The organism is Pseudomonas sp. B6(2017) (genome assembly GCF_002112765.1).
Taxonomy (GTDB): domain Bacteria; phylum Pseudomonadota; class Gammaproteobacteria; order Pseudomonadales; family Pseudomonadaceae; genus Aquipseudomonas; species Aquipseudomonas piscis.
Map to the genome: position 1 here is coordinate 58,409 of NZ_NEIQ01000008.1, position 22,230 is coordinate 80,638.

At 65.9% G+C, this 22,230-nt stretch carries 20 protein-coding genes; 9 read left to right on the plus strand and 11 right to left on the minus strand.

All coding sequences use genetic code 11. The features are described 5' to 3' along the window. Window positions 1-224: 224 nt before the first annotated feature. Complete coding sequence (locus CAG11_RS15035; RefSeq protein ID WP_085596908.1) at window positions 225-776, minus strand: cysteine hydrolase family protein; 552 nt, start codon at window positions 774-776, stop codon at window positions 225-227. Between the two features lie 158 nt (window positions 777-934). On the opposite strand from CAG11_RS15035, the gene CAG11_RS15040 reads away from it, so the two are divergent. Further along, complete coding sequence (locus CAG11_RS15040; protein WP_306310285.1) at window positions 935-1,861, plus strand: helix-turn-helix domain-containing protein; 927 nt, start codon at window positions 935-937, stop codon at window positions 1,859-1,861. Window positions 1,862-1,936: 75 nt separating this feature from the next. On the opposite strand, the gene CAG11_RS15045 is transcribed toward CAG11_RS15040, so the two are convergent. Next, a complete protein-coding gene (locus tag CAG11_RS15045; RefSeq protein WP_085596910.1) occupies window positions 1,937-3,145 on the minus strand; it encodes an MFS transporter in 1,209 nt (402 codons plus the stop codon). 200 nt (window positions 3,146-3,345) lie between these two features. Between CAG11_RS15045 and CAG11_RS15050 the strand changes: the two genes are divergently transcribed. Continuing rightward, window positions 3,346-5,451 (plus strand): mechanosensitive ion channel family protein, encoded by a 2,106-nt coding sequence (locus tag CAG11_RS15050; RefSeq protein WP_085597070.1) that lies wholly within the window; start codon window positions 3,346-3,348, stop codon window positions 5,449-5,451. A gap of 65 nt (window positions 5,452-5,516) precedes the next feature. Here CAG11_RS15050 and CAG11_RS15055 read toward each other — a convergent pair whose 3' ends face one another. Continuing rightward, on the minus strand, window positions 5,517-9,806 hold the full coding sequence (locus CAG11_RS15055) for a DEAD/DEAH box helicase (RefSeq protein ID WP_085596911.1): 4,290 nt from the start codon (window positions 9,804-9,806) through the stop codon (window positions 5,517-5,519). A gap of 284 nt (window positions 9,807-10,090) precedes the next feature. Here CAG11_RS15055 and CAG11_RS15060 point away from each other — a divergent pair, with 284 nt between their 5' ends. After that, a complete protein-coding gene (locus CAG11_RS15060) occupies window positions 10,091-10,975 on the plus strand; it encodes a sugar nucleotide-binding protein (RefSeq protein WP_085596912.1) in 885 nt (294 codons plus the stop codon). Beyond that, complete coding sequence (locus tag CAG11_RS15065; protein ID WP_022641300.1) at window positions 10,968-11,897, plus strand: NAD-dependent epimerase/dehydratase family protein; 930 nt, start codon at window positions 10,968-10,970, stop codon at window positions 11,895-11,897. The genes CAG11_RS15060 and CAG11_RS15065 overlap by 8 nt, the downstream gene beginning before the upstream one ends. 57 nt (window positions 11,898-11,954) lie before the next feature. Here the strand turns inward: CAG11_RS15065 and CAG11_RS15070 are convergent, their stop codons facing one another. The 5 genes from CAG11_RS15070 to CAG11_RS15090 form a co-directional block, all read right to left on the minus strand. Then, window positions 11,955-12,653 (minus strand): OmpW family protein, encoded by a 699-nt coding sequence (locus CAG11_RS15070; RefSeq protein ID WP_085596913.1) that lies wholly within the window; start codon window positions 12,651-12,653, stop codon window positions 11,955-11,957. Window positions 12,654-12,827: 174 nt separating this feature from the next. Next, a complete protein-coding gene (locus CAG11_RS15075) occupies window positions 12,828-13,361 on the minus strand; it encodes a DUF3299 domain-containing protein (protein WP_085596914.1) in 534 nt (177 codons plus the stop codon). A 10-nt stretch (window positions 13,362-13,371) separates the two neighbouring features. Then, window positions 13,372-14,637 carry an ABC transporter permease gene (locus CAG11_RS15080; protein WP_085596915.1) on the minus strand — a complete coding sequence of 422 codons (1,266 nt, stop codon included), beginning with the start codon at window positions 14,635-14,637 and terminating at the stop codon, window positions 13,372-13,374. A gap of 1 nt (window position 14,638) precedes the next feature. Continuing rightward, on the minus strand, window positions 14,639-15,349 hold the full coding sequence (locus CAG11_RS15085; protein ID WP_085596916.1) for an ABC transporter ATP-binding protein: 711 nt from the start codon (window positions 15,347-15,349) through the stop codon (window positions 14,639-14,641). A 72-nt stretch (window positions 15,350-15,421) separates the two neighbouring features. Further along, the gene (locus tag CAG11_RS15090; RefSeq protein ID WP_085596917.1) at window positions 15,422-16,021 is read right to left on the minus strand and encodes a DUF2796 domain-containing protein; all 600 of its coding nucleotides are present in this window, start codon (window positions 16,019-16,021) and stop codon (window positions 15,422-15,424) included. 136 nt (window positions 16,022-16,157) lie between these two features. Between CAG11_RS15090 and CAG11_RS15095 the strand changes: the two genes are divergently transcribed. Further along, window positions 16,158-16,520 (plus strand): hypothetical protein, encoded by a 363-nt coding sequence (locus tag CAG11_RS15095; RefSeq protein ID WP_085596918.1) that lies wholly within the window; start codon window positions 16,158-16,160, stop codon window positions 16,518-16,520. 57 nt (window positions 16,521-16,577) lie between these two features. Here the strand turns inward: CAG11_RS15095 and trxA are convergent, their stop codons facing one another. From trxA to CAG11_RS15110, 3 genes are read right to left on the minus strand one after another with little or no spacing between them, the layout of a single operon-like run. Then, window positions 16,578-17,450, minus strand: coding sequence for a thioredoxin (gene trxA / locus CAG11_RS15100; RefSeq protein ID WP_085596919.1), 873 nt, complete (start codon window positions 17,448-17,450; stop codon window positions 16,578-16,580). A 31-nt stretch (window positions 17,451-17,481) separates the two neighbouring features. After that, on the minus strand, window positions 17,482-18,192 hold the full coding sequence (locus tag CAG11_RS15105; RefSeq protein WP_085596920.1) for a methyltransferase: 711 nt from the start codon (window positions 18,190-18,192) through the stop codon (window positions 17,482-17,484). Further along, window positions 18,189-18,647 (minus strand): hypothetical protein, encoded by a 459-nt coding sequence (locus tag CAG11_RS15110; protein WP_031320604.1) that lies wholly within the window; start codon window positions 18,645-18,647, stop codon window positions 18,189-18,191. The genes CAG11_RS15105 and CAG11_RS15110 overlap by 4 nt, the downstream gene beginning before the upstream one ends. A 129-nt stretch (window positions 18,648-18,776) precedes the next feature. On the opposite strand from CAG11_RS15110, the gene nrdR reads away from it, so the two are divergent. Genes nrdR through ribBA form a run of 4 tightly spaced genes read left to right on the plus strand, consistent with a single transcriptional unit; the run spans window position 18,777 to window position 22,207 of the window. Next, a complete protein-coding gene (nrdR, locus tag CAG11_RS15115; RefSeq protein ID WP_031320603.1) occupies window positions 18,777-19,241 on the plus strand; it encodes a transcriptional regulator NrdR in 465 nt (154 codons plus the stop codon). Then, window positions 19,238-20,371, plus strand: a complete 1,134-nt coding sequence (gene ribD / locus CAG11_RS15120; RefSeq protein ID WP_085596921.1) for a bifunctional diaminohydroxyphosphoribosylaminopyrimidine deaminase/5-amino-6-(5-phosphoribosylamino)uracil reductase RibD — start codon at window positions 19,238-19,240, stop codon at window positions 20,369-20,371. Before nrdR ends, ribD begins: the two co-directional genes overlap by 4 nt. A gap of 47 nt (window positions 20,372-20,418) precedes the next feature. Continuing rightward, entirely contained in the window at window positions 20,419-21,081 is a 663-nt protein-coding gene (locus tag CAG11_RS15125; RefSeq protein ID WP_085596922.1) for a riboflavin synthase, read from the plus strand. A gap of 31 nt (window positions 21,082-21,112) precedes the next feature. Beyond that, on the plus strand, window positions 21,113-22,207 hold the full coding sequence (ribBA, locus tag CAG11_RS15130; protein ID WP_022641272.1) for a bifunctional 3,4-dihydroxy-2-butanone-4-phosphate synthase/GTP cyclohydrolase II: 1,095 nt from the start codon (window positions 21,113-21,115) through the stop codon (window positions 22,205-22,207). Window positions 22,208-22,230 lie beyond the last annotated feature (23 nt).

Sequence of the window (22,230 nt, forward strand, 5' to 3'; positions counted from 1 at the left end):
AATCGTTTCATGGGTTCTTAAATTAATCGCCTGTTTAATTAAACTTGCCGTTATTAATGAAACTCATTCTCACGATCGCTTTTAAATTGAACGCCAGCTTGATCTTCGTTAGTTGAACGAAAGCCCAGCCAGTGCTGCCGTCTAGTTGTGCTGGGCAGCCTCCGTGTACAGGTTGCCTGTTGAGCCAGGCAACCTGTGAACGCAGCGCTGGAGCTTCGGGAGTGTCAGGCTGAGGCCAGGAACTCATCGGTGGACAGGACGCTGGCATAGGCGAATGCCAGGGCCGCCATCACGGCGCTCTGCACCTGGGCCGCGGGCACCCGCCTGCCGTTGAACTCCAGGTCCAGGGTGGCGCAGGCGTCGTCGATCACCTGCACCGGGTAACCCAGGTCGGCGGCGGCCCGGGCGGTACCTTCCACGCACATGTGGCTCATGTTGCCGACGATCACCAGTTCCTCGATGCCTTGCTGCTGGAGGAGCGTTTGCAACTCGGTTTCGCGGAATGCGTTGACGTGGTGCTTGAGCACCACCGGCTCGTCGCCCTGGTTGCGAGCCTTGGCGTGCAATTGCGCACCTTCCGAGCCTGGTGTGAAGAACGGCGCGTCGGCGGAGGCGAACTCGTGGCGAATGTGCACCACCGGTGCGGCTTTCTGGCGAAAGGCCCGGATCAGCCGGGCGGCGTTGTCGGCGGCGGCTTCGACCCCCACCAGCGGCCATTTGCCCCCGGCGAAGTAGTCGTTCTGGATATCGATTACGATGAGTGCCTGTCTGGCCATGGGATTGTCTCCAAGTGAGTGTTCGACCTGGGGCCCAGTATCGGCTTGCGGCGGCGCTTCGAGGATTGGCCGCATCGACATAAACCGGGGGAAAACTGACAGTGGCTATTCAAGGTGCGGTCGCCGAGCTGGGCGTACTCCTTTATCCGGGCGTGCAGATGGCCGCGGTGCATGGCCTGACCGACCTGTTCGCGGTGGCCAACCGGGTAGCCGGCGAGCAGTCCGGCGGGCACCTGCCGTTGCTGCGGGTCAGCCATTGGCAGGTGGATGCCGAGCACGCTCCGACCCGGGTGTACGACAGCCGGCAAGGTGCTGACGGCGGGTTGCAGGCACTGGTGATCCCACCGGCGCTGGCCGGTTTCTGCACCAGCCAGGTCTCTACGCCCCTGGTCCACTGGTTGCGCCAGCAGCATGCCGCCGGGGCGACCCTGGGGGGCGTGTGCGTGGGTTCGATCGTGCTGGCCGAGAGCGGTTTGCTCGACGGGCGCAGCGCCACCACCCACTGGACCTCGGCCAAGGCCTTCGCCGCCCGTTATCCACAGGTGCGGCTCGAGGCCGAGCAGCCCATAGTCGACGATGGCGACCTGATCACCACTGCCGGCCTCATGGCCTGGGCCGAGCTGGGGCTGCGCCTGGTGGACCGCTTGATGGGTCCGGGAGTGGCCAGGGCCACGGCACGCTTTCTGGTGATGGAGCACAGTGACAGCGCCAGCCAGTGCGGCAGCAATTTCGCCCCGATCCTCAGCCACGGCGATGCCGCGATCCTCAAGCTGCAGCACTGGTTGCAGGCCAATGGCGCGGTGGATGTATCGCTGGCGGCGATGGCGCAGCAGGCGGGCCTCGAAGAACGCACCCTGCTGCGGCGCTTCCGCGCGGCCACCGGGCTCAAGCCGACCCAGTACTGCCAGCACCTGCGGGTGGGCAAGGCGCGGGAAATGCTCGAGTTCACCAACGGCACCATCGACCACATCGCCTGGACCGTGGGCTATAAGGACCCGGCGACCTTTCGCAGCCTGTTCAAGAAGATCACCGGGCTTGCGCCCAGCGAGTATCGCAATCGCTTCGGCGCCGGCCGCACCCCCTGAGCTGCGGCCGGCTTGCCTTGGGCCTGAGTGCAGCCGGGCTGGGTGCCGGCTGCGCCCCGTTGCGCAAAACCTGCCTCAGTGACCCGTTGCGACCCGAGTGTTGCCGGTCGTTGCCGCGAAGGCCGGGTCCCGGCGGTCCAGGCGACCGCTGAGGGCGGTCAGGCCCAGGGCCACCAGCACCACCAGCGCACCGATCCAGGCGGTATGGATCAACCCCAGTTGGGCGACGATCAGGCCGCCGAGCCAGGCGCCACCAGCGATGCCCAGGTTGAACGCGGCGATGTTCAGGCCCGAGGCCACATCCACCGCCCGGGGCGTGTGATGTTCGGCCTGGCGAACCACATAGACCTGCAGGCCGGGCACGTTGCCGAAGGCCACCGCACCCCACAGCAGCACGGTGAGCAGCGCCAGCCATGGGTTGCCGGCAGTGAAGGTGAGCAACAGCAGGACGCTGGCCAGCAGGGCGAAGATGATCTTCAGCGCGCCGATCGGGCCGCGCCGGTCCGCCAGCTTGCCACCCCAGATGTTGCCCACCGCCACCGACACGCCGTACACCAGCAGCACCAGGCTCACGGTGCTGGCGCTGAAGCCGGAAATCTCCTGGAGGATCGGCGCCAGGAAAGTGAAGGCGATGAACGAGCCACCGTAGCCGACCGCAGTCATGGCGTAGACCAGCAGCAGGCGAGGCTGCTTGAGTACCTGCAACTGCTGCAGCAGCGACGCCGGGCGACTGTGGGCGATCTGCCCGGGGACGTACAGCAGGCTGCCGATGAAGGCGATCACACCGAGGGCGGCTACCGCGAGGAAGGTTTCCCGCCAGCCGAAATGCTGGCCGATGAAGGTCCCCAGGGGAACGCCGGTGACCAGGGCCACGGTCAGCCCGGTGAACATGATGGCGATCGCGCTGGCGGCTTTTTCCTTGGGCACCAGGCTGGTGGCGATGGTCGAGCCGATGGAGAAGAACACCCCGTGGGCCAGGCCGGTGACGATCCGTGCCAGCACCAGGGATTCATAGCCGGGCGCGGTCCAGGCCAAGAGATTGCCCAGGGTGAACAGCACCATCAGCGACAGCAGCAACAGTTTGCGCGGGACCTTGCCGCTCAGGGCGGTGAGTACCGGGGCGCCGATGGCTACCCCGAGGGCGTAGAGGCTGACCAGCAGCCCGGCGGACGGCAAGCTGACCCCGAGGTCGGCACCGATGGTGGGTAACAAGCCGACGATGACGAATTCGGTCGTCCCGATGGCGAATGCGCTGAGGGTCAGCGCGAGCAAGGCAATGGGCATCACTGCGACTCCGGTTTAAGTTGAATGGCGCGCAGTGTCCGGTTTCGACTCGTGCAGAAAAATACGGATATCGGCACAACATACTTGTCGCCAGGTCAAGGATCGCGGTGAAGCAATGACCGCAGAAGGGTAATCCAGGCGAACTTGCCGGGCGTTTGCTGATCAGTTCCTTACAGACCCTGCTGAAGGAGCCCCGCGTTGTGTTGAATTTCAAGACCGCGATTCTGCTCGGGGTGCTGCTCTTGCTGGGCAGCCGCGAGCTGGATGCCGCCCCCGCGCCCACCGCCCCGGCCGAGGCTCCGGCCAAGCCGGAACTGCTGGTCGAGGGAGGGTTGCTGGGCGCCATCACTTCGAGCCTCGATGAGGTCCAGGACAAGCTCGACCTCAACCAGAACCTGCTCGATGCCTGGCGCCTGCGCGCCGATCGTGCGGCGGACGAGGTGGGGCGCCTGGTCAACCAGCCGTCGGACCGTTCCGGCTGGAGCGTGGCCGGGGACTTCCTGGTGCTGTCCGGCACCTGGCTCGGCAGCTTCATGCTGCTGACGCTGTCGGGAGGCTGGTTGCTCCGCCGTCTGGCGCGACAACGCTGGCTGCTGGCCCGCCCCCGTGGCCAGGCCTTGCTGGAATACCTCCTGCCCTACACCTTGCCGGCCCTGATCAGCCTGCCCCTGACGCTGTACGTCAGCCACTCGTTGTCCGGCTCCGTGGGGCGGGCCCTGGCCTTGTGCCTGGCCTATGCCACCAGCAGCGGCATCGTCTCCACCAGCGTGCTGTTGTGCCTGATCGTGCTGTTCAACGTGGGACACAAGCGCCCGGCGGTCCGGGTGATCCGCGACTATTGTCCCAAGCCATTATTTCTCATGGGCTTTCTGGCGGCCCTCAGCGATGCCCTGGCCAGCCCGCAGATCGCTCGCCAGCTGGGGGGCAACATCACCAGCAGCGTGGCGGTGATCACCGGATTGCTGGCGACGCTGATCTTCGCCGTGCTGGTGGTCCGCCTGCGCCGGCCGGTGGCGCAACTGATCCGCAATCGCCCGCTGTCCCAGCGTCTCGGGCAACCGGCGTTGCAGGAGTCGCTGCGGATCTTTTCCGGGCTCTGGTACTGGCCCATCCTGCTGATGGCGCTGGTCTCGGCGATCAACCTGATCGGCGCCGGCGAAGACAGCCAGGAAGCCCTGCGTTGTGCCTTGCTGACCACCGCCTTGCTGATCGCCACGGTCTTTCTCAGTACGCTGCTGCAGCACCTGTTCAAGTCCCGCAGTGCCCAGTCGATCCAGCGCAGCAGCGCCTACAAGGAGCGCTTGCTCAGCCTGTTGCATGCGCTTCTGCGCATCGTCATGGCCGTTGCCTTCATCGAGATCCTCGGGCGCATCTGGGGCATCTCGCTGTTCGAGTTCGCCCAGCGCAATACCGTGGGCCGGGCCATCAGCGATTCGCTGAGCAGCATCGGGCTGATCTTCCTGGTGACCTGGCTGCTATGGGTGGTGCTGGACACGGCGATCCAGGAGGCCTTGAAGCCGCCGGCCAACAAGCGCTCGGCACGCCAGCCCAGCACCCGGGTCAAGACCATCCTGCCGCTGCTGCGCAACGCGATAAAAATCATCCTGGTGGTGATCTGCGCGATCACCACCATGGCCAATGTCGGGATCAACGTCGCACCATTGCTGGCCGGTGCCGGGGTGGTCGGCCTGGCCATCGGCTTCGGCTCCCAGCAATTGGTGCAGGACGTGATCACCGGCCTGTTCATCATCATCGAGGACACCTTGTCCGTCGGTGACTGGGTGGTGCTGGATTCCGGCCATGCCGGGACCGTGGAGGGCCTGACCATCCGGACCCTGCGCCTGCGCGACGGCAAGGGCTTCGTGCATTCGGTGCCGTTCGGCCAGATCAAGGCGGTCACCAACCAGTCGCGGCAGTTCGCCTTCGCCTTCTTCTCGGTGCAGTTCACCTATGACTCGGATGTCGACAAGGCCATCGAGCTGATCCGCGAGGCCGGTCGCTCCATCAGCGACGACCCGTTCCTCAAGTACAGCCTGCAAGGCGGCCTGGACGTGTTCGGGGTGGATAAGATGGACCTCAACGGCGTGGTGCTGACGGCGCAGTTCCGTACGGTGTCCGGCGGCCAGTACGCGGTCACCCGGGCGTTCAACCAGCGCTTGAAGAAGCTTGTGGATAACTCCCCGTGGGTGCATTTCGCCCAGACTTATCCACAACAGGTGATGCTGCCGGCGCGGCGGCTCCATGAAGACGAGCCGGAGCAGGATGAGTCGGCGCTGCTGCTGCCCGAGTCGCCGCGCGCGCAGTGAAGTGCCCGGGCCGCGTGCCTGCTTGAGGGGGCTGGCAGCAGTGCTTGCGGGGCCGGCGGCTGCGGTTACAGGCGGTGCTGTACCAGTTTGTGGCGCAGGGCTTGGGCTTGCTCGGGAGGCAGTTGCAGCCAGATTTGCTGGACCCCGGCAATCTCGGCGGCGGCCGGCAGGCCATCGCGGTACACCAGGCGGTTGCCACCCAGGGCCGGGACCTTGGGGCCGGGCAGCAGGGTCCCGGCGAGGTTCAGCGGGTCCACCCCGCACACCGCCACCAGGCTGCCGTCGTGAGGGCGCCGGCGTACTTCGCGTAGCAGCGGGATGGCTTCCGGCAAGGCGAATTGTTCCCCGGCCAGGCCGCTGACGAAACGCCCGCCACGGATCTGCCCACGGGCCTCCAGGCGATGCAGGGTGCGCAGCAGTTCGCGCCAGCTGGGCAGCCAGTCGGCCTCGCGCTCCAGCAAACGCCAGAACACCACGCCATAACGGCGCAGCAGGGTCATGGCCACATGTTCCAGGGCGGCGCTCGGATCCTGGCTCACCGAGCGCCGGAGCAGGGCCCAGCGCCCGGCGTCGTCCATGCCGCCACTGAAGGCACCGCGCCCGCGTCGGCTACTGCGTTGTTGACGCTTGCTCGCCGGAGTGATCAGGGCACGCAGGCCGGCGAAGCTGTCGGCGTTCACCAGCCCGGCCCCCACCAGTTCCTGCAGCACGCTTTCCAGCTCGCTGCGCAGCAGGTGGCTTTCATGCAGCAGCTCATCGAAGAACAGCGCACCTTGCTGGCCCAGCAGGGCCTGGACCTTTTGCGCCTTGGCCGAAAGCTCGGCGCCGAGCGGGGTGGCCAGGCTGTTCCAGATGGGGGCCTGGGCCCGCGGCAGGAGCACGATCGGTGTACTGCGCAAGGCGCCGTTGGCCGGTTTGCCACTGGCGTTGATCCGGCTCCAGGCCACCTTGCCGCTGCGGCACAGCTCATCCAGCCAGTGGTTGGAGTAGTCCTTCAGGCGTGCCGGCAACAGGTCGCTGTCCCAGGCCGAGGCGGCCGCCGGATAACCTTCGAGCTGGCCAACCACCTCGGCCAGCATGGCGCTGCCCTGGCCCCGGGTGTCCGCTGACAGGCGCTGCCAGTCGAACAGGAAACGCATGAAATCCTGCAACGCCACAGGCTCGATTTCCCGGCGCAGGCGCTTGACCGTGTAGCGATGGATCCGTGCCAGCAGATGACGTTCGCACCACTGCTGCGCATCGCCTCCGGGGCTGAAACTGCCGCGCAGCACGTAACCCTCGGTTTCGAGCCGGGCCAGGGCCCGGGCCACTTGCTCCTCGGACAGGCCCAGGGGCGTGGCGACCTGTTCCAGGGTCAGCGGCGCGAAACCGCTGAGCCGGGCGCGGATCACTTCCACCAAGGCATCCTCCGGCTCCCAGGCCGGGTCGAAACCCGCTATCGGCAGCAACGGCGGTTGCAGCGACGCTTGTGGATAAAGGGCCTGCAGGCAAGCGATGCGCTCCACCGCCAGCCACAACCGGGTGTCGCTGGGCGCCCGCAAGCAACAGGCGCGGCCCTGGATGGCCAATGCCTGCAACCACTCGATCCATTCCGGGTTGGCTTTCGCCTCGGCGTCGCTGATGCAGGCCAGGCTCATCAGGGCCTCGTGCATTTCGTCGGTGCCGGCGGGAGTCGGCCAGGCTTCCTCGGCCACTGCGGCGATGGCGCCCGGGTCCAGGGCGCCCAAGTCGTCGCTGGCGGTAGGGTCGCTCCAGCGCCGGGCCAGCACCGCCTGGGTACGGCGCTCCTCCAGGGGCGCATCGTCGAGGAAGGTATAGGGCTTGGCGCTGAGGATCTCCGCCGCCAGTGGCGAGGGCGCCGGCAGGTCACGGCTGAGCAGGCGCACCTGGCCTTGTTCCATGCGCCGCAGCAGTTGCAGCCAGCCTGCGCTGTCCATGGCTTCGTGCAGGCAGTCGTCCAGGGTTTGCTCCACCAGCGGGTGATCGGGAATCTGCCGTTCGCCGGCGAGGTTCTCCAGGCAGGCGATCTGGTCGGGAAACACACTGGCGATCAGGTCTTCGCTCTTCATCCGCTGGATCTGCGGCGCCACTTTGCGTCCGCCGCTGTAGCGTGGCAGGGCCAGGGCCACCCCGGCATTCCAGCGCCAGCGCACGCCGAACAGCGGGGCATCGAGCAGGGCCTGGACCAGGATGTGCTCGGCGCTGTTGCTGTGCAGGTAGCGCCACACTTCATCCAGGGCGAAGCTGTGGCTGGTGGACAGCGACAAGACGATGGCGTCTTCGCTGGCCGCGGCCTGCAGCTCGAAATTGAAGGTGCGGCAGAAGCGTTTGCGCAGAGCCAGGCCCCAGGCGCGGTTGATGCGGCTGCCGAAGGGACTGTGGATGACGAGCTGGGTGCCGCCGGACTCATCGAAGAAGCGCTCCATGATCAAGGTGCCCTGGGACGGCAGGGCACCCAGGGCCTGGCGAGCCGGCGCCAGGTATTCCACCAGCTGTTCGGCGCAGGCCTGGCTCAGGCCCGGTTCCTCTCGCAGCCAGTCGATGGCCGCTTGCAGCTGGCCCGGGGCGGCGCCCAGCAATTGATCCAGGCGGGCCAGCAGGCGCGCCACGGCCGCCGACAATTCGGTGCTGCGCCCAGGTGCCTCGCCGAGCCAGAACGGCAGGCTCGGTGGCTGGCCGGGAGCGTCCTCGACCCGCACCTTGCCGGTTTCCACCCGTAGGATGCGGTAGGAGTTGTTGCCCAGCTGGAACACGTCGCCGGCATGGCTTTCCACGGCGAAGTCTTCGTTGACGCTGCCGATGTTCAGGCCCTGGGGCTCGAGCAGCACGCTGTAGTCGGCGTTGTCGGGAATGGTGCCGCCGCTGGTGACCGCAGTCAGCCTGGCGCCGCGGCGCCCGCGCAGGGTCCGGGCCTGGGCGTCGCGATGCAGGTAGGCGCTGCGCAGGCCCTGGCGGCCATTGAAGCCTTCGGCGAGCATCCGCAGCAGCGCCTGGTAGTGCTGCGAGTCGAGCCCGGCATAGGGGGTGGCGCGGCGCACCAACTCCAGCAGTGCTTCTTCCGACCACTCCTGGCAGCTGACTTCGGCGACGATCTGCTGGGCCAGCACATCCAGCGGCGCCCTGGGAATCGACAGGCTGTCCAGCTCGCCCCGGCGCACGCAATCGAGCAGGGCGGTGCACTCGATCAGGTCGTCGCGGGTCAGGGCGAACAAGCGGCCCTTGGGGGTGCCGCCAACCTGGTGCCCGGAACGCCCGACCCGTTGCAAAAAGGCCGAGATAGAGCCCGGCGAGCCGATCTGGCAGACCAGGTCGACGTCGCCGATGTCGATGCCCAGCTCCAGGGACGCGGTGGCCACCAGTACTTGCAACTCGCCGGCCTTGAGCCGCTGTTCGGCGGCCAGGCGTTGCTCCTTGGCCAGGCTGCCGTGGTGGGCGGCCACCGCCTGGCGTCCCAGGCGCTCGCTCAAGTAGCGGCTCAAGCGCTCGGCCAGGCGCCGAGTGTTGACGAATATCAGGGTGGTGCGATGGTCCCGGGCGAGGCTCGCCAGGCGGTCGTACACCAGGCCCCAGACATCGGTGGACATCACCGCCGATAACGGCACGGGCGGCACCTCGATGTCCAGGTCCCGGGGGCGGGAGTGGCCGATATCGACGATCTCGCAGGGTCGGTCGTGTCCGGCCAGGAAGCGCGATACCGCCTCGATGGGTTTCTGCGTGGCGGACAGGCCGATGCGGAGCAAGGGCGCGCTGCACAACGCCTGCAAGCGTTCCAGGCTCAGGGCCAGGTGGCTGCCGCGCTTGCTGCCGGCCAGGGCGTGGATTTCATCGACGATCACCGTCCGGGTGCTGGCCAGCATCCGACGTCCCGAGTCCGAGCCCAGCAGCACATAGAGCGATTCGGGAGTGGTGACGAGGATCTGCGGTGCGTTCCGGCGCATGGCGTTGCGCTCTTTCTGCGGGGTGTCGCCAGTGCGCACGGCAGTCCGGATGGTCAACTCCGGCAGGCCCATCAGGCGCAGCTGCTCGGTGATCCCGGCCAGGGGCTGCTGGAGGTTGACCTGGATATCGTTGCTCAGGGCCTTGAGCGGCGAGACATAGACCACCAGGGTGGCGTCCGGCAGCTCGCCACCTGCGGCCAGGCCCTGGCGCACCAGGTCGTCGAGTACGGCGAGAAAGGCCGTCAGGGTCTTGCCCGAGCCGGTGGGGGCGGCGATCAGCGTCGAGCGTCGCTGGGCGATCAACGGCCAGGCTTGGGCCTGGGCCGGGGTCACGGCGGCGAAGGTACGCTGGAACCAGGCCCGGACGGCTGGGTGGAAAGCGTCCAGTGGCAGGTTCGCGGATTCGGCAAGGTTCATGCCTGACGTTATGCGGCCGCCCGGGGCAACTTGCAAGCGCCCGCCTGGCGACTACCCGCGCCTTTTGTCCGATACGATGCCGGCCACTGCCTGGCCCGGGGGCTTGGCGGCAACCTGGCCTGCGCCAGTGGCGACGCTCGAGGGATGGGGGTTGCACTTTCTCAGTGACGCTTGCGCCACAAACCCGCAAAATGCAACGATTCCGGCAATTCCCGGCGGGCCTGTCTCACCGGGAATTGACCAATCCAAACCAACGTTCCGAACACACTGGGCCTGCTGACTCTATGCGAATGCGCCTTATGTTACTGGGCGGCGGAAATGCCCTTGGGCAGGCGCTGATTCGCCTGGGTGCGGAGGAAGACATCGGCTTCCTCGCGCCCCGTCCGCCGCAAGACGGTTGGGACGCCGCGAGCCTCACGCAATTGCTCGACGACACCCGTCCGGATGCCTTGATCAACCTGGCTTACTACTTCGACTGGTTCCAGGCGGAATCGGTGAGCGAGACGCGCCTGGCTGGCCAGGAGCGGGCGGTCGAGCGACTGGCCGAACTCTGCCAGCACCACAACATCATCCTGGTGCAACCTTCGAGCTACCGGGTATTCGACGGCTCGCGGGCTACCGCCTACAGCGAGAAGGACGAGCCCGTCCCCCTGGGCCTGCATGGGCAGGCGTTGTGGCGGATCGAGCAAAGCGTGCGCGCCACTTGCCCGCAGCATGTGCTGCTGCGTTTCGGCTGGCTGCTCGATGACAGCGCCGAGGGCATTCTCGGGCGTTTCCTGGCCCGGGCCGAGTCGGCGCAGGAACTGCTCATGGCAGACGACCGCCGGGGGAACCCGACGCCGGTGGATGACGCCGCGAGGGTGATCATCTCGGTACTCAAGCAGCTCGATTGTGCTGCGCCGTTGTGGGGCACCTATCACTATGCCGGCCAGGAAGCGACCACGCCCCTGGCCCTGGGCCAGGCGGTGCTTGGCGAGGCGCGACAACTGCACCCGCTGGCCGTCGAGGCGCCCACCGCCCAGGCCCACGCGGCGTTCGCCGATGCCGCCGAAGAACCGCAGCATGCGGTCCTGGCCTGCAAGAAAATTCTTCACACTTTCGGGATCAAGCCGCGCGCCTGGCGTGCCGCGCTCCCGGCTTTACTGGATAGGTTCTATCGCCATGGCTGACGGCTTTGTATTGATCACCGGCGGTGCCGGTTTCATCGGTTCCAATCTGACCGATGCGCTGCTCGCCAAGGGCTACTCGGTGCGTGTGCTGGACGACTTGTCCACAGGCAAGCCAGCCAACCTGCCGCTGGATAATCCGCGTGTCGAGTTGATCGAGGGGGATGTCGCCGATGCCGTCCTGGTGAATCGGGTCATGCAGGGTTGCAGCGCCGTGGTCCACCTGGCGGCGGTGGCGTCGGTGCAGGCCTCGGTGGACGATCCGGTACAGACCCACCAGAGCAACTTCATCGGCACCCTGAACGTTTGCGAAGCCATGCGCCAGCAGGGCGTGAAACGGGTGTTGTTCGCTTCCAGCGCGGCGGTCTACGGCAATAATGGCGAAGGCCGGTCCATCGACGAAGATACTCCCAAGGCACCGCTCACCCCCTATGCCAGCGACAAGTTGGCCAGCGAACACTACCTGGATTTCTATCGGCGCCAACACGGCCTGGAGCCGGCGATCTTCCGCTTCTTCAATATCTTCGGTCCACGCCAGGATCCTTCGTCGCCGTACTCCGGGGTGATCAGCATATTCTGCGAGCGGGCCCAGAAGGGGCTGCCGATCACGGTATTCGGCGATGGCGAACAGACCCGGGACTTCGTCTATATCGGTGACTTGGTGGAGGTGCTGGTACAAGCCATCGAGGCTCCTCGACTGGAAGAGGGCGCGGTCAACGTTGGCTTGAATCAGGCGACCACGCTCAAGCAACTGCTGGCTGCCCTGGCCGAGGTTGTGGGCCCATTACCGCCCATCAGCCATGGTCCTGCCCGTTCCGGCGACATCCGTCATTCGCGGGCCAGCAACCAGCGTCTATTGCAGCGCTTCAGCTTTCCCGAGCCCACGCCGATGAGTGTCGGCCTGGCCCGTCTGTTGGGTCGCTGACGTTTTCCGGACACGAAAAAGGCGCCTCGAGGGCGCCTTTTTTCATGGAGCTTGGGCTTAGAACTTGTAGCCCAGGCCAACCATGTAGACCATCGGGTCAACGTCGACGTTGACCTTGGCGCGGGTACCCTGGGCCACCGCGTTGTTGTCCACATAGGCACGGGTATCGATGTCGATGTAGCGCACCTGGGCGTTGATCATGATGTTGTCGGTCAGCATGTAGTCGGCACCGACCTGCCAGGCCAGGCCCCAGGAGTTCTTGGCCCGGAAGTTGTCGAAACCGGCCTCGCTGGCGCGGCTGCCAACGTGCTCGTCGTAGATCCAGGTGTAGTTGATACCGGCACCGACGTAGGGCTGGAACGCCGACTTGTTATCCAGCGGGTAGTACACCACGCTCAGGGTCGGTGGCAGGTGCTTGAGGGTGCCGAGCTTGCCGTTGGCCGGGGACAGGGCGGTGTTCTTGAGTTTCACGTCGTGTTCGAACGGAGTGGCGGCCAGCAGTTCGATACCGATGTTGTTGGTCACCATGTACGCGAAGTTCAGACCCAGCTGGGTATCGCTGCTCATGGTCGCCTTGCCGCCCAGGTTGGCGCCGGCCAGAGGACCGCGGTCGACCTTGACGTCGGAACTGTTGGCCTTGGGGTTGACGGTGATCGCACCGGCACGAACGATGATGTCACCGGCGTCGTGGGCGTGGGCGAGCGGGGCGGCGAGTGCGAGCGCAACCAGGGAGGCGCTAAGCAGGGACTTATGCATGGGAGCTCCAAAGGACGATTCAAATTGGCTATGTCCAATGGTAAGGATCGTCAAGTTGACCACCTTGACTCAGCTCAATGAAATCGCGAACCATCGCCCCGGCGCTGAACTATTCTTTTGCCCCGCACTCTTTTGCCATCGCTTTCCGGGTCGCAGGTTGCCTGTGATCGACGCTCACTCTTGCAGTTCGTAGACGTAGATCTTCTGCGCCGCCATCTGGTAACCGGCGTCCGCCAGCTCGCTGGTTGAAGGCTTGACCTGCATGTCGCCCTCGACCCAGTAGGGTTGGTAGAGCTCGTCGAGCTTTACCCCGACTTCGCTGGTGACATGGACGATCTGGTTCGACGGTGGCGGTGGTACGTGGATGCACGCGCCGAAATACGGCACCAGCAGGAAGTCTGTGGTGCGGCCTTCCTCGCTCACTTCCAGGGGCACGATGTAGCCGGGCAGGCGCACCGACTGGCCATCGAGGCTCTGGACCACCGGGGCATCGGGCAGCTCCTGCTTGGCCGCTGGCGCCGACTCGGCCGACAGCGCATCGCTCATCTGCGACAGGTCGTGCAGGGGCTTCATGTTCGGCACCTCGGCTGGTGCTCCGGCCGGGATCATTTCCAACCAGGTCAGGTCCCGCGCAGCTGCGGCCCAGCAGACCGGGCTGGCCAGCAGCGACAGGACGAGAAGGGAGTGAAGCAGGCGTTGGATCTTCATGGATCGATGCTCACAAACGGATCGACAGGCCATCGGCCAGGGACTGCCGGTAGGCCCGCCAGGCCGGCACGCTGCCCATCAGCAGCGCGGCGACCAGGATACCCCCGAGCAGCGTCCACTCATACGGGCTGGGCCAGGACAACGGCAAGTACAGGCCGTAGTTCGATTGCACGTAGCCCTGGGCCAGGGCGATGCCCAGGTAGAGCAGTGCCAGCCCGGCCATGACCCCCGCCAGGGCCAGGGCGAAGGCCTCCAGTACCAGCAGGGTCGCGATATGCCAGGGGCGGGCACCCACCGAACGCAGGATGGCCATTTCCCGACGGCGCTCGTTGAGGCTGGTGAGGATCGCCGTGAGCATGCCGATCAGGCCGGTGAGGACCACGAATAGCGAGACCACGAACAAGGCCTTCTCGGCAGTGCCCATCAGGCTCCAGAGCTCCTGCAGGGCTACCCCGGGGAGAATCGCCAGCATCGGTTCGTCGCGGAACTCATTGATCTGGCGCTGTAGGGCGAAGGTCGAGATCTTGCTGTTCAGGCCCAGCATGAAAGCGGTGATGGCCTGGGGCGTCAGGTCCATGTTGCGCGCCTGGTCGGCGCTGATCCGACCCGCGCTACGGGCCGGCACGCCGTTGTGCCAGTCGATGTGGATCGCCTCCATGCCACCCAGGCTGATGTGCAGGGTACGGTCCACCGGAGTGCCGGTGCGCTTGAGGATACCGACCACGGTGAAAGGCTTGTCATCGTGCTTGACCAGGCTGATGGCGGCCACGCCGTGGGCCAGCACAAGCTTGTCGCCCAGCTGGTAGTGCAGGGCATCGGCGACTTCCGCTCCCAGCACCACTTCGAACGGGTCGCTGGCGAAGGCCCGGCCCACGGCCAGTTGCAGGTTCTGCTGGTGGCCGTACTGGTAGTGCTGGAAGTAGGCCTCGGTGGTGCCCATCACCCGGTAGCCGCGATGGGAGTCGCCCAGGGAAATCGGGATCGCCCATTTCACCTTGGGATTGCTGGCGAAGTGCTCGAAGCTGTCCCAGCGGATGTTGTTGGTGGCGTTGCCGATCCGGAACACCGAATACAAGAGCAGGTTCACCGAGCCTGCGCGGGCGCCGACGATCAGGTCGGTGCCGCTGATGGTGCTGGCGAAGCTGGCGCGGGCTTCGGTGCGCACCCGTTCCACCGCCAATAGCAGGCAGACCGAAAGAGCGATGGCGAACACGGTGAGGAACGCGGTGAAGCGACGGTTAGCCAGGCTGGCAATGGCTAGGCGGAACAGATACATCTCAGACCTCGGCAGGCTTGGCGGCGCGATTGAGTTCGGCCAGCGACAGGTGACGATCGAACAGCGGCGCCAGGCTCTGGTCATGGCTGACGAACAGCAGGCTGGCACCGGCTTCGCGGCATTCGCTGAACAGCAACTGGATGAAGGCCTCGCGGGCGTCCTGGTCCAGCGCCGAAGTGGGTTCGTCGGCGATCACCAGCTCCGGTTGGCCGATCAATGCCCTGGCCGCCGCGACCCGCTGTTGCTGGCCGATGGACAACGAGTCGGCGCGGCGGCCGAGCAGGTCGGGGTCCTTGAGGCCCAGGTGGGCCAGCAGGGTCGCGGCAGCCTGTTCGACGCTACCGTGGCGCTGCACGGCGCGGCTGGCTCGTAGCTTGGAGAAATGACAGGGCAGCTCGACGTTCTCGCGTACCGAGAGGAAGGGCAGCAGGTTGAACTGCTGGAAGATGTAGCCGGTGTGGTCGACGCGAAAGCGATCGCGGGCACCGGCGGACAACTCGCCCAGCTCCTGGCCCAGCAGGCGGATACTGCCCTGGGTGGGTTTCTGCACCCCGCCCAGCAAGCCCAGCAGGGTGGTCTTGCCGCTGCCGCTGGGACCCTTGAGGAACAGGGTTTCACCGGTTTGCAAGGCGAAGGCGGGGATGTCCAGCAACTGGGGCTGGCCGGGCCAGTTGAAGCCCAGGTCGGACAGTTCGATGAGTGCTTGGGTCATGTCGGGCCGATGATCAGCGAATGAATGTCGGCTCCAGCCGTGTCCGGGCCACGGCTGGAGCAAGGCGTTGCCTCAGAACTTCAGGGTGGCGGCCTTGGCGGTGGCCTCGACCCCTTGCTGGCCGCTTGGCGAAATCAGTTGTACCTGGATTTTCTGGGTGGTGGGGAAAGTCTTGAAGACCTGCCCCAGGTCGAGGTTCTTCAAGGCCTCGGGCTTGGCACAGGCGAAGCGGTAGTGGGCGTGGATCTCACTGTGCTCATGGTGATGTTCATGGCCAGCGGCGCCTTCGTCGTCATCGTCATGGTCGGCCACGGCTGGCTGGTCGCCGAACAAGGGGCTCTCCAGTTCCTGGCTGGCCACGCTGCAGTTGGCGGCCTTGGGCAGGCTGAACAGTGCCAGGGGTTGTTCCAATTGCTTGCGGGCGGCGCTGATCTTGGCCTTGTCGGCGTCGCTGCCCGGAGCATGCTCGAAGCCCACCAGGTTCATCGCCGGGCTTTCCAGTTCCAGCTCCAGGGCCTGGCCGTCGAGCACCGCATTCAACCGGGCCACGCCATGTTCATGGGCGCCTAGGCTGCCGTGTTCATGCTCGTGTTCGTGGTCATGGGCTTGCGCGACCTGGGTAGCGGCCAGTGGCAACAGGGCGAACGGCAGGGCGAGTAGCAGGCGGCGCATGGCAAGTCTCCGGGACGCAAGTGAAATAAATGTTATGTAATCTTATAACGATATCGGTGGCAGAGTTTGACCGCCCGCTTGGCGTTGCGCAAGACGCGTGGGAGCATGCTCGTCAGAAATTTTCGGGAGCACAGCGATGTTGCGGATTCGTGGAAGCATCGGCGACTTGCCGGTGGATTTGACCCTGGAGCTGGACTCAGGCGACTGGGCCCAGTTGGCAGGACAGTTGGGCGCGCAGTTGCAGGCCGCCCAATCGGCCCAGCCAGCGTCCGCGGGAGTAGCCAGCAAACCGCCGAGCCAGGACGATACCTTGTGGCAGACCGCCCAGGACCTGCTGCGCCAGGCTGGCCAGCTCAGCGGGCCGGAGTTGCTGGAACAACTGGAGGGTCTGGCCGGTAGTGCGGCGGCGGGCAAGCGGTTGTTGGTGCGCCTGCGCCACTGCGCCCGGGTCAAGGTCGTCAGCGGCGCGGATACGCCGATCTACAGCTGGGTATCGTGAGGGGCTGAAGGCGGCCGGCCTGCCAAGCTGAGCTGTGGCAGTCCGGCCCCGGGGCGATCAGTACAGCGCGGCGAACAGCTTGCGCCGGTAGGTGGTCACCAATGGATGATCGTTGCCCAGCAGGTCGAAGACTTGCAGCAAGGTCTTGTGGGCGATCCCTTCGTTGTAGCTGCGGTTGCGCATGAACAGCTTGAGCAGGGCGTCCAGGGCCGCCTCGTACTGCTGGCGGGACAGTTGCTGGATCGCCAGCTGGTACGCCGCCTCGTCGTCCTGGGGATCCTTGGCCAGGCGCGCCTTCAGGTCGGCGGCATCCGGCAGGGACGCCGCCTGCTTGAGGAAGGTGATCTGCGCCTTGGCGCCGGCCAGGGCCGCCTTGTGCTCATCGCTCTTGACCGCATCGAGCACGGTCTGGGCCTCGCCCAGTTCACCGCGCTCGGCCAGGCAACGGGCATAGAGGATCAGGGCCTTGGCATTGCTGTTGTCTTCGACCAGCAGGGCCTTGAGCGCCGCTTCGGCGTCACCGAAGCGACCTTCGCCGAACAGCGTCTCGGCCTGCTCCAGCGGATCGGCCGCAGAGGGTGGCGGCATCTGTACATGGGGCTCGAGCATGGCCCGGACCGCCGACTCCGGCTGGGCGCCGGCAAAGCCATCCACCGGCTGGCCATCCTTGAACAGCACCACGGTCGGCAGGCTGCGAATGCCGAAGCGGGCGACGATGTCCTGCTCGATATCGCAGTTGACCTTGGCCAGCAGCAGCTCGCCCTGATAGCTCTCGGCGATCTGCTGCAACATCGGCATCAGTGCCTTGCACGGCGCGCACCACTCGGCCCAGAAGTCCACCAGGACCGGCTTGTGGAAGGAGTTCTCGATCACCGACTGGTCGAAATCGGCGGTGCTGGCATCGAAGATGTACGGCGTGTCCTGACTCATGGGGTATCTCGAATAAGCGGGAATGGCGTCACTATAAAGCTTGCCCGGGGGAGATCGCCATCGCCGGCGCAGCCATGCTGGCGCTGGCGGGGCGCTGTGCGTGGTACAGGCTCACGTTGCGAAACTCCCAGGGTTCGGCCAGGTCGGGCAGGGTCAGGGCCTTGAGCATTTCCAGGCGCTGGTACGAGGGATGCTGGAAGTCCCTGACCCGTGAGTCCGCCACCAGGGCCTGCTGGCCGCGGCTGAGGAATTCGTCCAGCAACGGCAGGTTGGCGCGGTCGTAGAGCACGTCGGCCACCAGGATCAGGTCGAAGCGATCGGCCTCGCTGAAGAAGTCGGCGCTGTAGCCCAATTTCACCCCATTGAGCTCGGCGTTGGCCCGGCAGGCGGCCAGGGCCAGTGGGTCGAGGTCGCAGGCCACCACCTCCAGCGCTCCGGCCCTGGCCGCGGCAATCGCCGCCACCCCGGAGCCCGCGCCGAAGTCCAGCACGCGCTTGCCCCGCACCCAGTGCGGATGCTCGGCCAGGTAGCGAGCCAGGGCCAGGCCACTGGCCCAGCAGAAGCTCCAGTAGGGCGGTTCGTGGAGGATGCGTCGGGTTTCTTCGGGGGTGAAGGCGCGGTCCATGTTGCGATCATCGATCAGCCACAGTCGCAGTTCGGTCTCGGGCAGTTCGCAGGCCACCAGTTGCGCGTCTCCCAGCAGTTCGCCAAGTGCCGCTTGCAGTTCGAGCGGTGGCGTCATGGGGCTTTGACGAATTGCAGTTGGCCCAGGGCCTGGGTGGTGGGTTGGTCGATGCGTTGTGCCGGCAGGTGCAGGATCAACTGCCCGGACTGGCTGGCGCGGCCGCGCAGTTCGACCCGGGCGCCCGCGGGGAAGGCCTCGGGGGCGAAGCGCAGGCGAAACGGCAGGACCCGGTCGGTGCCGGTCAGGTTGCTGCTGGCCAACAGGCGCTGGGGGCGTCCGCGTTCATCGATCACCAGCAGCGCCAGCTCGACATTGGCCCCTGCTGGTACGCCATTGAGGCTGCCGCTCAACTCCCGCTGGTAGGCTGGCAGGGGGCCGAGGTCCAGAGGTTCCTGGGTGTTCTGCACGGCCTGGGGCTTGGCGGGAGTGTTGGCCGCGGGCTTCGGCGCATCGCTGCTACAGGCGACCAGGAGGCTGACGAGGCTGAGCAAAACGAGCGGTCTGAGGGGCATTTGAAGCTCCAACGAGGCAGATTTCCATGTGCGAAACATAATAGTCGGTCTGTATACCGTAAAGGCTATGGCTTGTCTTGCCAGTGGGATGCGCTACCATGGCCCTCCCTTTTTTTTTTGCCTGCCACCATGCACTGTCCCTTCTGCGGTGCCAACGACACCAAGGTCATCGACTCGCGACTGGTCGCCGAGGGCGAACAGGTCCGTCGCCGGCGTGAATGCCTGGCCTGTGGTGAACGTTTCACCACTTTCGAAACCGCCGAACTGGTGATGCCGCGTCTGATCAAGACCGATGGCAGCCGCCAGCCCTTCGACGAAGACAAACTGCGCGCGGGTATGCAGCGCGCCCTGGAAAAACGCCCGGTTAGCGTCGAGCGCCTGGAAGCGGCGCTGGCGCACATCAAGCACAAGCTGCGGGCCACCGGCGAGCGCGAGGTGAAGTCGCTGGTCGTGGGTGAACTGGTGATGGGCGAGCTGCAAAAGCTCGATGAAGTCGCCTATATCCGCTTCGCTTCGGTCTACCGGCGCTTCCAGGACCTCGACGAGTTCCGCGAAGAGATCGATCGTCTCGCCCGCGAGCCGGCCAAGCAATGAGCCAGCCCGCGGAGCAGGCGGTACTCGACGCCCACTACATGGCTCGCGCGCTGGAGCTGGCACGCAAGGGCCACTACACCACTCATCCCAATCCCCGTGTCGGTTGCGTCATCGTGCGCGACGGCCAGGTGGTGGGCGAAGGCTGGCATGTGCGGGCCGGCGAGCCCCATGCCGAAGTGCATGCCCTGCGCGCGGCCGGGGACCAGGCCCGTGGCGCCACCGCCTACGTGACCCTGGAGCCCTGCAGTCATCACGGGCGTACGCCACCGTGCGCCGATGCCCTGGTCGGCGCCGGAGTGGCGCGGGTGGTCGCGGCGATGCAGGACCCCAATCCGCAAGTCGCCGGACGCGGCATGGGACGCCTGGCCGAGGCCGGCGTCGTCGTGCATAGCGGAGTGCTGGAGGGCGAGGCGCGGGCGATCAACAAGGGTTTCCTCAAGCGCATGGAGCATGGCCTGCCTTATGTGCGGGTCAAGCTGGCGATGAGCCTCGACGGGCGTACCGCCATGGCCAGCGGCGAAAGCCAATGGATCACCGGCCCTGCCGCACGTTCGGCGGTGCAGCGCCTGCGGGCCGAGTCCAGCGTGGTACTGACTGGCGCCGATACCGTGCTGGCCGATGGCGCCCGGCTGACGGTGCGTGCTGCCGAGCTGGGGCTGGACGCCGAGCAGACGGCCCTGGCCATGGGCCGGCCGCCGCTAAGGGTGCTGGTCGATGGGCGCCTGCGAGTGCCGCTGGATGCGCCGTTCTTCAAGGCGGGTCCGGCCCTGGTGGCGACCTGTGTCGCGGTGGAGGAGCAATATGCCAACGGCCCCGAATGCCTGATCGTGCCCGGCGCCGATGGCCAGGTGGACCTGCGGCGCCTGCTCGAGGAGCTGGCGGCCCGAGGTGTCAACGAAGTGCTGGTGGAAGCCGGGCCGCGCCTGGCCGGGGCCTTTGCCCGCCAGGGGCTGGTGGACGAGTACCAGATCTTCGTCGCCGGCAAGTTCCTTGGCTCCTCGGCCCGGCCCTTGCTCGACTGGCCGCTGGAGCAGATGAGCGAGGCTCCCATGCTCAAGATCATTGAAATGCGCGCGGTTGGCGATGACTGGCGAGTCACTGCCATTCCTGCCCCGTCAGCGAGCGTATAATTCCCGACTTTCGCCTACCCGGCGGCCCTGTTCTCGAGGAGGACTCCATGTTCACCGGCATCATCGAATCCATCGGCAGCATTCGCGCATTGACCCCAAAAGGCGGAGATGTGCGGGTCTATGTAGAAACCGGCAAGCTTGACCTGGCCGACGTCAAGCTGGGCGACAGCATCGCGGTGAACGGCGTCTGCCTGACCGCGGTGGAGTTGCCTGGCGACGGTTTCTGGGCCGATGTCAGCCGCGAGACCCTGGACTGCACCGCCTTCAACCAGTTGAAGACCGGCAGCCGGGTCAACCTGGAGAAGGCCCTGACCCCGACCACTCGCCTGGGTGGCCACCTGGTCAGCGGTCACGTGGATGGCGTCGGCGAGGTGGTGGCGCGGGAGGAGAATGCCCGGGCCATCCAGTTCCGCATCCGTGCGCCCAAGGAGCTGGCCAAGTACATCGCCCACAAGGGCTCGATCACCGTCGACGGCACCAGCCTGACGGTCAACGCAGTGAACGGCGCCGAATTCGAGCTGACCATCGTGCCCCACACATTGGCCGAAACCATCATGGCCGACTACCGGCCAGGGCGTCAGGTCAACCTCGAGGTCGACCTGCTGGCGCGCTACCTGGAGCGCCTGCTGCTGGGCGACAAGGCCGCCGAGGCCACGGGCAGCACCATCACCGAAAGCTTCCTGGCCGCCAACGGCTATCTCAAATCCTGAACCTCAAATTTTGAAAGAAGGGGGGTGCCGAGTGGCGCTCAACAGCATCGAAGAACTGGTCGAAGACATCCGCCAAGGCAAGATGGTCATCCTCATGGATGACGAAGACCGCGAGAACGAAGGCGACGTGATCATGGCCGCCGAGTGCTGCAAGGCCGAACACATCAACTTCATGGCCAAGCACGCCCGTGGCTTGATCTGCATGCCCATGAGCCGCGAGCGTTGCGAGCTGCTCAAGTTGCCATTGATGTCGCCACGCAACGGTAGCGGCTTCGGCACCAAGTTCACCGTGTCCATCGAGGCCACCGAAGGCGTGACCACCGGCATCTCCGCTGCCGACCGCGCGCGCACCGTGCAAGCGGCGGCGGCCAAGGACGCCAAGGCCGAGGACATCGTCAGCCCGGGCCACATCTTCCCGCTGATGGCCCAGCCTGGCGGTACCCTGGCCCGCGCCGGCCACACCGAAGCGGCTTGCGACCTGGCGCGCATGGCCGGTTTCGAGCCTAGCGGGGTGATCTGCGAAGTGATGAACGACGACGGCACCATGTCCCGTCGCGCCGAACTGGAAGCCTTCGCTGCCGAGCACGACATCAAGATCGGCACCATCGCCGACCTGATCCACTATCGGATGATCCACGAACGTACCGTTCAGCGGATTGCCGAGCAGCCCCTGGACAGCGAACTGGGCCAGTTCAACCTGGTGACCTATCGTGATTCCGTGGAGGGCGACGTGCACATGGCCCTGACCCTGGGCGAGATCTGCGCCGAACAGCCGACCCTGGTGCGGGTGCACAACATGGATCCGCTGCGCGACCTGCTGATGGTCAAGCAACCCGGGCGCTGGAGCCTGCGGGCGGCCATGGCCACCGTGGCCGAGGCCGGTAGCGGCGTGGTGCTGCTGCTGGGCCATCCGCTGGATGGCGACGAGCTGCTGGCGCATATCCGCGAGACCGCCGAGCGCCAGCCGGTGAAGAAACAACCGACCACCTACAGCATCGTCGGTGCCGGTTCGCAGATCCTGCGTGACCTGGGCGTGCGCAAGATGCGCCTGATGAGTGCGCCGATGAAGTTCAACGCGATATCCGGTTTCGACCTGGAAGTTGTAGAATACGTGCCCTCCGAATAAAAGCCGGTCGTTGCCAGCTTGAA